Source organism: Lysinibacillus sp. BPa_S21, assembly GCF_023337795.1.
Classification (GTDB): Bacteria; Bacillota; Bacilli; order Bacillales_A; family Planococcaceae; genus Lysinibacillus.
Window position 1 is genome coordinate 33,920 of the sequence record NZ_JALIRS010000021.1, and the last position, 11,900, is coordinate 45,819.

Genomic DNA, 11,900 nt, shown 5'->3' on the forward strand with positions numbered 1-11,900 from the left:
TTGAGTGATAGGCATTCTTTATTATATTGTTACGACAAACCCTGCTCGCTTACCGATAATTTCTGCGTAATCCTCAACCATTACACTAGCAGTTGGATACATACCTGCGCCAGGTCCAACTAACGTTAATGTACCAATATAATTTGTATCCAATGCCACAGCATTATTGACGTCATCAACTGGATAAAGCGGATGTTCTTTATCCACTAATTGCGGACCGACCTTTGCGACTACTTTACCATCTGCTAACTTCTCAACCTCAGCAACATGGCGATAACGTAAGCCTTTTTCACAGGCTTCTTTTACTTGCTCTGCTGAAATACTATCAATGCCAACTACTTCAACGTCAGCCCAATCTGGTTGTTCGCCAAATGCCAACGCACTTAAAATCATTAATTTTTTAAAGGCATCCTGTCCTGAAATATCATTATATGGATCTGCCTCTGCATAGCCTAAATTTTGCGCTTCTTTTAAGGCCGTTTCGAACGACCAGCCCTGTGAACGCATTTTCGTTAAAATATAGTTGGATGTCCCATTTAAAACACCCTGAATTCGACTAACATCATTGACAAGCAAAATATTTTTCATCGTTTTAATAACTGGTACACCACCAGCAGTTGTTGCCTCAAAGCCTACAAAAACACCGTTTTCTTTTGCAAGATCCTGTAGCTCTAAACCTCGCTTTGCAAACATTACTTTATTAGCTGTGATGACATGACATTTATGTTCAACAGCACGCTTTAAGTAAGTAAATGCTGGCTCCTCATTGACGATCGCCTCAAAAACCACCTGCATACCTGGTTCTGCTAAGACTTCATCCATACTAGTTGTCATTAAATGCGCTGTCCCTGGTACACGTTCACGGCTAGTGTCTGTAACTAAAATTTTTGCTACTTCTAGCTCAATTCCTAATTTATTTTTAAGCTCTTCACGCTTTTCATTTAAAATATGGTAAATTCCTTGACCTACCGTTCCAAATCCTAATATAGCTGCCTTTATAGTTGCCATTTGTGTTATTCCCTCCAACTTACATTCCGCAGTTTCATTATAATTATTTCGTCTCAGCTTAATTCGTACAGATTTTGAATTGTGCGCCGACTTTACAAAGCAGGTCAGTTTGCAGTGTTTCTAATACTTCGTCTACAAACAGATATTTAGTCATGGCGTTTCACTTTCACTACAAAAATATTCTGAAAGAAGATACAAAATCGTGAAACACACAAATTCAAATAATTCGAAATTCAACTTAAAGAAAATTGTAACGTAAATACATACATTGCACAAGGGAAATCTCCCTAGTGTGGACATTTGTTTTCTTCAGACGTGCAAAGGAAATCGTTTTCATCCCTTTTATTATATGATTTTTCACTTGATCTATAATAATTGAACAAATATTGACGATTCTTTATAAACAAATAAGGATCATCACCATAGCGTAGGGTTGATTTCCGTCGCGGCTGGCGCTTTCTTACCTTCACTACAATCAACTTATATTTGATATAAATTTTAATAAATGTCATCCACAACTTTTGACGATGATCCCAAAATAAATACCTTTCTTCTATTATATGTATGTAAAATACGTTCATAAAAATTGTTCTTTTGAAATATATGAAAAAAATTTTTTTCAATTATGCCAGTCTATCTTCTCATCTATTTAAAAAGCTCATTCCCTGTAGCAGCAGAGAATGAGCTAAAATATATGAGGGATAATTAACTAGCTTTGGCTAGCAATTTATAACGATAATGTGTTAAAGCTTGTTGCACCAGTATTATCTCCTCCTGCGTAAAGTTAGGTATTGCATACGTACGTTCAACTAATTGAAATGTGCCGTATTTTAAGTAATACTCTGTCGCAGGTAGAGGAATATGACTTGCTCCATAGCTTTCATAAGCTTCGAAAACTTCTTTTACTGTATAGACTTCCTCATTGACATAAACAATCTCCTCAAAAGCAGAATGTCCAAATCTCTCTTGCCATTTACTCTCAACTGACGCAAGTATGTTTTGAATGGACATGTTGTTCACAAACACATGACCTTCATTTAACTCATAAATAAGATAAGATGCAATGTTTTGCGCACTATACACATTTCCCATTTAAAACACTCCTTTATCATCAGTTTTGTAGATAAGAGTAGCTACTGGCTGAGCAACTACTCCTCTTGATATATATTCAAAAGTGGGGGAGCACTTATGAAACTAAGTTAGTTTGATTTGCTATACCGATCAACAAGTCGGTGCTATAAATACCTCGGATTGGTTCAGGTTGGTAGCCATTCGAACACTTTTCTTATTCCCTAGTATAAAACAAGGAATTAAATAAGTCAATAATACTTATAAAATTACTAGGTATTAATGTTAAAGAACATCCTTACGTTCACCAAATGAGGCGAGCGGATGATGCAGCAACGTTTTACGCATTACCGGATGAGGCCTATCGAATGAGAAAATACGTAAACGCTACAACATTAGCCAATGTTTTTTATTAAGCTTCTACTTGTTGTTGTGAAGCTGTTACCTGCTCAATAGCTTGTTCTAAATCTGCAATAATGTCCTCTACTGCCTCAAGACCGATGGATAAGCGAATGAGCGACTCGGTTACACCAGTTTGGATTAGTTCTTCAGCGGAAAGTTGCTGATGTGTAGTAGACGCAGGGTGAATAATTAATGATTTGGCATCCCCTACATTTGCTACGTGCGAGAATAATTTCACACTATCAATTAATTTACGCCCCGCCTCACGTCCACCTTTAATACCAAATGTAAGCACTGAACCAAAGCCGTTTCTCAAATATTTTTTGGCTAAATCATGGGTAGGGAAATCTTCTAAGCCATTGTAATTTACATATTCCACAGATGGGTGGTTTCGTAAATATTCGGCTACCGCTAATGCATTTTCATTGTGTTTAGGAATACGCAAATGAAGCGTTTCTAAACCCTGCAATAAATTAAATGCTGCATCTGCACTTAATGTTGGTCCAAAGTCGCGTAGTAATTGCACTCGCAGTTTTGTGGCAAATGCAGCCTCTGCTGTATCAATACCATAACGCAAACCGTGATAAGAAGCATCTGGCTCCGTAAAGCCTGGGAAACGTCCACGTGTCCAATCAAACTTTCCTGCATCTACTACAACGCCACCTAAAGTTGTACCATGGCCACCAATCCATTTTGTTGCGGAATGAACAACAATATCTGCACCGAAATCAATCGGTGTAGAGCCGTACGGTGAAGCAAATGTGCTATCAATAATTAATGGCAAGCCGTTTTCATGTGCTATATTAGCTACCGCTTCAATATCTAATACCTTTAAACTTGGATTACCGTAAATTTCAGCGAATACCGCTTTTGTTTTATCCGTAATAGCTGCGCGGAAATTTTCTGGATTTGTTTCGTCTACGAAAATTGTTTTAATACCGTAGTTTGGTAGTGTGTTGGCGAATAAATTATAAGTACCTCCGTATAAAGAGCTACCCGCGACAATTTCATCACCTGCGCCAGCTAGATTTAAAATGGAAAACGCAATAGCCGCTGCACCAGATGAAAGTGCTACTGCTGCTGTACCGCCTTCTAATAAAGCGACGCGTTTTTCAAAAACATCTACAGTTGGGTTTGTAATTCGCGTGTAAATATTGCCAGCTTCCTCTAAGGCAAATAGACGTTGCGCATGAGCAGTGTCTTTAAAAACAAATGCCGTTGAGCGATATACGGGTACTGTACGAGATCCTGTTACCGGGTCTGGCTCTTGGCCACCGTGTAACAGCAATGTTTCTGGTTTAAAATTTGTCATTGTATACCTCCAAATGGTTATTTTTTTACGATGGTACCGGAGATGAGGAGGATTTTTCAGTAGAAAACAAAAACCCTCTTCAGCTAAGAAGAGGGTTGCGGTTGCAAGTTTTCCTCCCCTTATCTGCCAGATCCAAGTAAGAATCTGTAGGAATTAGCACCTTAGCAAGTTCGTCACTTACTGGTTGCCGGGCATCATAGGGCCTATCCCTCCGCCGCTCTTGATAAGAGTATGAGATTCAATTTCCATCGTTGTTACACAGTATAAACATAGACTTTTTCTCTGTCAACACTAAAATTTTATTTTTTCCGAAACTTCTGTATGCTTTTTTACGTAATACCAACGCATACACTATTTTAGTGTTTACTCTTCTCATCAAAACGTAGGGTTGATTTCCGTTCCGATTGGGCACTTCGCTTTCGCTAGAGCAAAGGTTCCAGGGGGCTCCTGCACTTCACTTTATTACAATGACGATGTTTTAAAAATATCATCCCTACTTTTTTTGATGAGCCTATTATTTAGAAAGGAGGACCTTTTATGATAAAAGCCATTATCATTTTTCTTCTTGTTGGTTATTTAATTGGCTGTGTTCACGGCTCTAAAGTTGCTCAGTTTTTATCCGGGGTAGACTTAAAAAAGTCAGGTTATGGCAATGCAGGTGCATCTAATGCAACACTTTCCCTTGGATGGAAATACGGCATATTAGTTGCACTGATCGATATCGGTAAAGGCGTTGCCGCTATTCTCGGTACACAAGCCTACCTAACAGATATAACACAATTAACAGAAATACACGCTTGGCTCTTTACCTACATCGTAGCTGCTGGTGTCATTCTTGGACATAATTTCCCATTTTATATGGGCTTCAACGGCGGCAAGGGTACCGCTTCCATCATTGGTATATTACTTGCGATTGATTGGAAAATTGGTTTATTTGCACTCATTTTATTTGTTATTTTATCTTTCCTGACGAACTATTTAATTGTCGGTGTACTTGTATTTTATCTCGTATTTTACATGGCCACATATTTATGGATTCCTGGAATAGGCCCGACGAGTATAGCCTTATTTCTTTTTGGTATTGCCATCATTTTGCATATCGAAAATATTAAACGATTGACACAGGGAACTGAGCCTAAAGTGACTTCTGCATTCAAAAAGAAAAAATAATAACTTTTGGATTTTTTTGTATTTTTTGTGACCACATATTTTCTCGTAACTGTCCGTTATCGCTATAAATAGAGCGTATTTCACACACTAGTTTTCTTTACAATAAATAGACAAATTCCTTTCTTAATAAAGCATTTTACTAGCCGATGTTATAGGAAATAATATCCATGCTTATAGAAAGGATGAAAATGTATGTCTACTTCTGAACAAGCAAAACCGAAACGTAATTTAAAGCCTCTTTGGATTGGATTAGCCTTTGCTTCACTAATTATAATTACATTTTTACCCAACAGTGGCGATTTACCTATAGCTGGACAACGAGCTTTAGCTATTTTAGCTTTCGCGGTCATCCTTTGGGTTACAGAAGCAGTATCCTATCCCGTTAGCTCTGCCATGATTATTGCTCTCGTGACCATCTTACTAGGATTAGCTCCATCAATGGAAGATCCAACGAGAGAGCTAGGAACATCAGATGCATTAAAATTAGCATTGAGCGGATTTAGTAATTCAGCAGTTGCACTAGTAGCAGCAGCACTTTTCCTAGCGGCAGCCATGCAAATTACCAATTTACATAAACGTCTTGCGCTATGGATTCTTTCACTAGTAGGGACAAAAACGAAAGCCATCGTATTCGGTGCTATTTTGGTATCTATTGCACTCGCATTCTTCGTCCCTTCTGCTACTGCACGTGCAGGCGCAGTTGTACCAATACTACTCGGAATGGTTGCGGCATTTGGCCTACCACGTGATAGTCGACTTGCTGCTTTACTTGTCATTACCTCTGTACAAGCTGTTTCCATTTGGAATATCGGTATTAAGACGGCAGCAGCTCAAAATATGGTCGCTTTAAATTTCATCAAAGAACAATTTGGTGTTGATATTTCTTGGGGTGCTTGGTTACTTTATGCTGCCCCCTTCTCGATCATCATGTCAGTGGCTCTATTTTTCATTATGATTACACTAATCAAACCTGAAACAAGTAATATTGAAGGTGGTAAAGAAGTAATCAAAAAACAACTTGCGGAGCTTGGTCCATTAAAAGCTCCCGAAATTCGATTAATCATTACATCTGTAGTTTTACTATTTTTCTGGGCTGCAGAGGGTAAACTTCACCCATTCGATACGACAACCGTCACAATCGTTGCAATCGCTATTCTATTAATGCCCAAAATCGGAGTCTATTCGTGGAAGCAAGTTGAACCTCATATTCCTTGGGGAACAATTATCGTCTTTGCAGTAGGTATAATGTTAGGAACGGTCTTGCTTAATACAAAAGGTGCATCCTGGTTATCTGATAAAGTATTCGGTTCACTTGGTTTAGATTCTATGCCGATTCTTGCAACAATCGCGCTTGTTACTTTATTTAATATTCTTATTCACTTAGGTTTTGCAAGTGCAACAAGTTTAGCATCAGCACTTGTACCGGTATTTATCGTTCTAGCCTCAACACTAACGACTAATGTCGATCAGGTTGGTTTCGTGATCGTACAACAATTCGTTATTAGCTTTGGCTTCCTTTTACCTATTAGTGCACCGCAAAATATGCTTGCCTACGGTACAGGAGCCTTTACAACAAAGGATTTCTTAAAATCTGGTATCCCCTTAACGATTATTGGATACATTCTAGTTCTGCTATTTTCCGCAACGTATTGGAAATGGATCGGATTATTATAAAAATCCAGGGTTTTCTTTGAATACCTGATCACTTCTCTGGGGCACCTGATTACTTCGGAGAGCTACCCGATCACTTCAGAGAGCTACCCGATCACTTCAGGGAGCTACCCGATCACTTCGGAGGGCTACCTGATCACTTTAGTGCCTTACCCGATCATTTCGAGGGGCTACCTGATCACTTCAGAGGCTTACCTAATCACTTCGTAGGTCTCTCCCCTAATTCCAGAGATACCCGAGCATTTTGGATTACGTTATTAACAATTAAAAGCCTTGAAGGAACAAGTCAACAGTCCTTCAAGGCTTTTTATTAGTTAATTATTTGGATAAAGCAGGGTTTTTCATCGTACCATTCTTTGCGTAATTCACATGCCATGAGAGCGCTGTTTCTAAAATGTGTGGTGTATGATGTCCACCTGTTGCTTCATTGGCATTGTTAAAATATTTCCATAATTGCTCACGATATTCCGGGTGTGCGCAGTTATCAATAATGCACCCAACCCGTTCTTTTGGAGCAAGACCACGTAAGTCTGCTACCCCCTGCTCTGTTACGATAACGTCTACATCATGCTCTGTATGGTCAACATGCGACACCATTGGAACGATACTAGAAATATTTCCGCCTTTCGCATAAGATTTTGTGACGAAAATACCTAATCGCGCATTACGTGCAAAATCTCCAGAGCCGCCAATTCCATTCATCATTTTTGTTCCTGAAACATGCGTAGAATTTACGTTCCCGTAAATATCCACTTCTAATGCTGTATTAACAGAAATTAATCCGAGTCGGCGAATAATTTCTGGCTGGTTAGAAATTTCTTGCGGACGTAATACAAGTTTATCTGCATATTTCTCAAAATTACCATAAACTCGTTTTCCAACTTCCTCGGAAAGAGTGATCGAAGTAGCAGATGCAAAGTTTACCTTCCCTGCATCAATTAATTCGAATACTGCATCTTGCAACACTTCTGAATAAACTTCTAAATTCTCAAACTCTGAATCTTTAAAACCTAATAAAACGGCATTTGCTACTGAGCCTACACCCGATTGAATCGGTCTTAAGCTAGTCGTTAAACGACCTACCTTAATTTCTTCACGAAGGAAATTTAATAAATGATTAGCCATAATATCTGTTTCTTCATCCGCAGGGACGATTGTCGATGGTGCATCTAAAATATCCGAAATCACAATACCTTTTACTTTATTTAAATCTAGTGATATACCAATTGTGCCAAGGCGATCGGATACATTTTGTAATGGAATTGGATCACGCTTCCCCTGTGGTCCAGGTATTAAAATATCGTGGATACCCTCTAACGCATCAAGCTGAGCTACGTTCAACTCAATGATTATTTGATCTGCCTCTTGCACAAAAATAGGAGAGTTACCAACTGAAGTTGTAGGAATTAGTAAGCCGTCTTCTGTAATAGCAGACGCTTCAATAATCGCAAAATCAATAGGACCAATAATACCTTGGCGTACTAGCTCCGCATTATGTGATAGATGCGCATCAACGAATGTAATCTCACCACTGTTGATTTTATTACGAATACCAGCATCCGCTTGGAACGGTCCACGTTTGCGAATAACGCCAGCTTCCGCTAAGTATTGGTCAACTTCTGGGCCAAGTGATGCACCTGTATACACATCTACCTGGAAGCTCTCTTTTTTAGCTTTCTCCACAAGCGCAAGAGGTACCACTTTAACATCACCTGCACGGGTAAATCCGCTCATCCCAAGTACCATACCATCCTTAATCCAAGACGCTGCTTCTTCTGCTGTTACAACCTTGCTTCGTAGCTGTTCATTACGAAGCTTTTTCGCCACCTTCTCTTCCATCCCTTATTCCTCCGTCCCACTTTATTTTGTCCAACTATCCGGTTTACTCATTTTGGTATAGTCATCTATTTATTAGAAATCCAACCAAATGAACCGCCACCATAATTTTAAACTATTTAGAATTTTTAATCTATAACTAACAAAATATTTTATTTTACGAGAAATTCTATGCATTCGCAAATTATTTAAAAATAATTTCAACATCGGAAAAATTCGATTTTGACGAAAAAGCGTGATATGCTTTTGATATATAAAAGGGAAAAGGGGATTTTTTTGATGGTAAAAGAATTATTACGTAACCACTCTTCAGTTCGTATTTATGATGGAAATCCGATTTCAAAGGAAATTATTGAAGAATTAATTGCTACTGCTCAAATGGCGGCTACATCACATTTTGTACAAGCTTATAGTGTTATTTGGGTAACTGATGAGGAGAAAAAAGAAAAATTAGGGATGCTCTCTGGTAATCCCCGTCAATATGAAACTTCTGGCGGCGCCTTTGTCTTCTGTGTAGATTTCAAACGTCTTCAATCAGCAGGCAAATTAGAAGGTGTAGACATTGTCGCTGATTCCGCAGAAAATGTACTTGTTGGAGTAGCTGATGTATCATTATTCGCGCAAAACTTTGTGGTTGCTGCAGAATCTATGGGATATGGAATTTGTTACATCGGAGGAGTGCGTAATAAGCCTGAAGAAATAAGCGAACTATTTAATCTACCTGAATACGTTTTCCCTCTATTCGGCTTAACAATTGGGGTTCCCGCACGTCGTAATGAAGTAAAACCTCGTTTACCTGTTGCCGCGGTATTACATGAAAATGAATACAATACAGAAAAATATGAGGAACTTTTACCAGCTTATAACGACACAATGGAAGCATACTATAATAATCGCTCATCCAATCGAAAAATTGATAACTGGACAAAGCAAATGGCAGATTTTTTAATTGAACAACGCCGTCCCCATATCAATGATTTCTTAGCGAAAAAGGGTTTTAATTGGAAATAATCTCATCAATAAAAAAGTGGAGTTACATTCGCATGATAGTAACTTCACTTTTTTATATTTTATTTTTAATACACTAGTTTTCTTTAGCTTTTAAAAGCTATGATACATCAAAGGGAATAAATCAATGAACTTTTTAAACAAAGAGGAGAGTCCATATGGAAGTAGTATATTTTGCAGGAGGATGTTTATGGGGAGTACAAGCATTTATAAAAACTTTACCTGGAGTTAAGTTTACAGAAGCAGGAAGAGCTAATGGAACAAGTCATACACTTGAGGGTGTTTATGATGGGTACGCCGAATGTGTAAAAACAGGATTTGATCCGACAGTTGTAACAATAAAAGAATTAATGGGATACTTTTTTGAAATCATTGACCCATATAGTTTAAATAAACAAGGACAGGATGTTGGCGAGAAATACAGAACAGGAGTATATAGTGAAAAGCCTGAACACTTAAAAGAGGCGAAGGCGTTTCTTAGTGAGAGAAATGATTACAGCCTTATAGTTGTTGAAGTATTACCTCTTACAAACTATATGAGAAGTGCAGAAGAACATCAAGATAGGTTAGCTAGATGTCCAGATGATTATTGTCATATCCCAGAAGAAATATTAAATAGGTATAAGTAAGGGAGATTATTAAAAGATTGTTTATGGGATTTAAGTTTTCAAAACTGCTTGATCAAATAATAAGGGAAACAGAACTGTTTAATAAGTGTCTCGGTATAAAGTTTGCTGCATTGAAGATAAAATTGATGTAGATTTGAACGATAATCCTTATGAAAGTGATTTTAGCGACTAAGCATTTTGATTTCCCCCCTCTTTTGAGATTAGATTGCAAAATCAATTTTTACACTATTCATCTAATTATAGAAAGAGTAGTAAAATAGCAATTAATATTAAAAAACAAAATGATATATCCTCTAAACTTAGGAAGTGAGGTGAGCAAAATGTATAGCAAAGTAACTCAAGATGTAATTTATTCTTTAGAAGAGTGTTTATTAGATGAATGGCAGTTAGATGATTATGCATCACATATTGGCTATTCAAAATTTCATTTATCACGTATTTTCAAGCAAGAAACTGGATTGACGATAAGTGAATATATTCGAAAACGAAGGCTGGCACTAGCAGCAATGTATTTATTATATTCAGATGAATCGATACTTCAAATTGCGTTTGAGTTACGTTATCAATCACAAGAAGCATTCACACGTTCTTTTAAAGAGCTATATAAAATGCCACCAGGTAAATATCGCAAAATCATGCGAACACTTCAAGGGACGGAGGAAAAAAACATGAGTGATTTAACGACAATTAAAGGCTGGATTTTAAGTGGTTCACACCCAACCTTTTACGAAATGAAAACGGATGGACAAATATTTCATACAGGCATGAAATCAGGTTTACTATCTTCGAAAACAGATGTAGGTGAAGGGCAATTCGGGACAATGATGCAAAGTTTTTCTGCAGAAAATTGGTTAGGAAAACGTATTAAACTGTCTTGTTTCTTAAAGACAGAAGAAGTTGTTGCAAAATGTGGAGTTTGGTGCCGCATAGATAATAGTACAGGTGACGTTATTCAGTTTGATAATATGGATAATAGACCTATTCAGGGTAACGGACTGGAACTTCTATTCGGTTGTATTAGATGTACCAAAAGAAAGTGCTTCTATTCACTTCGGCATTTTATTAACAGGAACAGGTAAAGTATGGGCTGATGGATTTAAGTTTGAAGAAGTAGATTTATCTGTTACATCAACAAATATGCTTGGGCAAGAAGAAAATTTGCCATTAGAGCCGATTAATTTAGGATTTGATGAAGGGTGATTATTTTAATATAGTCTATACGTCACTAGGTTTTGGGATTAAAGGAAACTGATCATACCCTAGAGGGGTTGCTGCTAAGACTAAATTTGAAATGCGACTTGGAGAATAAGAAATTTGTCTCATTAAACCCTCAACGTTGTATAAACTGTTTACTATATTACAGGAAAAGAAAGCATTTTGATCACTCATTGTTCAATATACTTTCTTTTTTTATTATAAAGCTCTATTGAATATGCAATAAAGTTTTTACAGAAAGAACTTCCAAACAACATCGGTATTGCTTGTTGTCAATCTTGCCTTATGTTTGTTAACTGTACTTTTATAAACAGATTTAGAAGATAAATTAGACGTAAGCTATCATACGTATCAGTCATTTCAAACACAAATTAAAAACTTCTTAGTATCAGCCTTAAGATCCCTTCGTTTCCCAACACATTTGGAGATTAGCAGGAACCAATATGTTTTGATTAACTGACTAAAAAATCGCAAAAAAAAGCCGAGGAATAAATCCTCGACTTATTTAAGTGCCTAGCGACGTCCTACTCTCACAGGGGGAAGCCCCCAACTACCATCGGCGCTAAAGAGCTTAACTTCCG

At 37.5% G+C, this 11,900-nt stretch carries 8 protein-coding genes, 1 rRNA gene, 1 pseudogene and 1 riboswitch; of the genes and pseudogenes, 5 read left to right on the forward strand and 5 right to left on the reverse strand.

What is annotated here, in order from left to right; translation table 11 throughout:
* Window positions 1-21 precede the first annotated feature (21 nt).
* The 3 genes from MOK21_RS22560 to MOK21_RS22570 form a co-directional block, all read right to left on the reverse strand.
* Entirely contained in the window at window positions 22-1,008 is a 987-nt protein-coding gene (locus tag MOK21_RS22560) for a homoserine dehydrogenase (RefSeq protein WP_249076188.1), read from the reverse strand.
* Window positions 1,009-1,713: 705 nt separating this feature from the next.
* Window positions 1,714-2,100: a hypothetical protein gene (locus MOK21_RS22565; protein ID WP_249076189.1), complete on the reverse strand. Its 387-nt coding sequence runs from the start codon at window positions 2,098-2,100 to the stop codon at window positions 1,714-1,716.
* 388 nt (window positions 2,101-2,488) lie between these two features.
* The gene (locus MOK21_RS22570) at window positions 2,489-3,790 is read right to left on the reverse strand and encodes an O-acetylhomoserine aminocarboxypropyltransferase/cysteine synthase family protein (RefSeq protein ID WP_249076190.1); all 1,302 of its coding nucleotides are present in this window, start codon (window positions 3,788-3,790) and stop codon (window positions 2,489-2,491) included.
* Window positions 3,791-3,906: 116 nt separating this feature from the next.
* Window positions 3,907-4,020: riboswitch (SAM riboswitch) on the reverse strand.
* A gap of 307 nt (window positions 4,021-4,327) precedes the next feature.
* Here MOK21_RS22570 and MOK21_RS22575 point away from each other — a divergent pair.
* On the forward strand, window positions 4,328-4,960 hold the full coding sequence (locus MOK21_RS22575) for a glycerol-3-phosphate acyltransferase (protein ID WP_249076191.1): 633 nt from the start codon (window positions 4,328-4,330) through the stop codon (window positions 4,958-4,960).
* A gap of 192 nt (window positions 4,961-5,152) precedes the next feature.
* The gene (locus MOK21_RS22580) at window positions 5,153-6,634 is read left to right on the forward strand and encodes a DASS family sodium-coupled anion symporter (RefSeq protein WP_249076192.1); all 1,482 of its coding nucleotides are present in this window, start codon (window positions 5,153-5,155) and stop codon (window positions 6,632-6,634) included.
* A gap of 315 nt (window positions 6,635-6,949) precedes the next feature.
* Here MOK21_RS22580 and scpC read toward each other — a convergent pair whose 3' ends face one another.
* Entirely contained in the window at window positions 6,950-8,470 is a 1,521-nt protein-coding gene (gene scpC / locus MOK21_RS22585; protein WP_249076193.1) for a succinyl-CoA:acetate CoA-transferase ScpC, read from the reverse strand.
* Window positions 8,471-8,746: 276 nt separating this feature from the next.
* Here scpC and chrR point away from each other — a divergent pair, with 276 nt between their 5' ends.
* From chrR to MOK21_RS22600, 3 genes and pseudogenes are all read left to right on the forward strand, one after another.
* The gene (gene chrR, locus MOK21_RS22590) at window positions 8,747-9,478 is read left to right on the forward strand and encodes a class II chromate reductase ChrR (protein ID WP_249076194.1); all 732 of its coding nucleotides are present in this window, start codon (window positions 8,747-8,749) and stop codon (window positions 9,476-9,478) included.
* A 155-nt stretch (window positions 9,479-9,633) separates the two neighbouring features.
* Window positions 9,634-10,104 (forward strand): peptide-methionine (S)-S-oxide reductase, encoded by a 471-nt coding sequence (locus tag MOK21_RS22595; protein ID WP_249076195.1) that lies wholly within the window; start codon window positions 9,634-9,636, stop codon window positions 10,102-10,104.
* A gap of 320 nt (window positions 10,105-10,424) precedes the next feature.
* Window positions 10,425-11,304, forward strand: a pseudogene (locus MOK21_RS22600) (helix-turn-helix transcriptional regulator).
* A gap of 526 nt (window positions 11,305-11,830) precedes the next feature.
* On the opposite strand, the gene rrf reads toward MOK21_RS22600, so the two are convergent.
* Window positions 11,831-11,900 (reverse strand): 5S ribosomal RNA (gene rrf, locus MOK21_RS24080); the annotation flags it as partial.

What these genes read in the sequence shown, in the direction of transcription:
- MOK21_RS22580 (WP_249076192.1), top strand. Translation starts at nt 5,153, where the DNA reads ATGTCTACTTCTGAACAAGCAAAACCGAAACGTAATTTAAAGCCTCTT.
- MOK21_RS22595 (WP_249076195.1), top strand. Translation starts at nt 9,634, where the DNA reads ATGGAAGTAGTATATTTTGCAGGAGGATGTTTATGGGGAGTACAAGCA.
- MOK21_RS22565 (WP_249076189.1), bottom strand. Translation starts at nt 2,100, where the DNA reads ATGGGAAATGTGTATAGTGCGCAAAACATTGCATCTTATCTTATTTAT.
- MOK21_RS22570 (WP_249076190.1), bottom strand. Translation starts at nt 3,790, where the DNA reads ATGACAAATTTTAAACCAGAAACATTGCTGTTACACGGTGGCCAAGAG.
- MOK21_RS22575 (WP_249076191.1), top strand. Translation starts at nt 4,328, where the DNA reads ATGATAAAAGCCATTATCATTTTTCTTCTTGTTGGTTATTTAATTGGC.
- MOK21_RS22560 (WP_249076188.1), bottom strand. Translation starts at nt 1,008, where the DNA reads ATGGCAACTATAAAGGCAGCTATATTAGGATTTGGAACGGTAGGTCAA.
- chrR (WP_249076194.1), top strand. Translation starts at nt 8,747, where the DNA reads ATGGTAAAAGAATTATTACGTAACCACTCTTCAGTTCGTATTTATGAT.
- scpC (WP_249076193.1), bottom strand. Translation starts at nt 8,470, where the DNA reads ATGGAAGAGAAGGTGGCGAAAAAGCTTCGTAATGAACAGCTACGAAGC.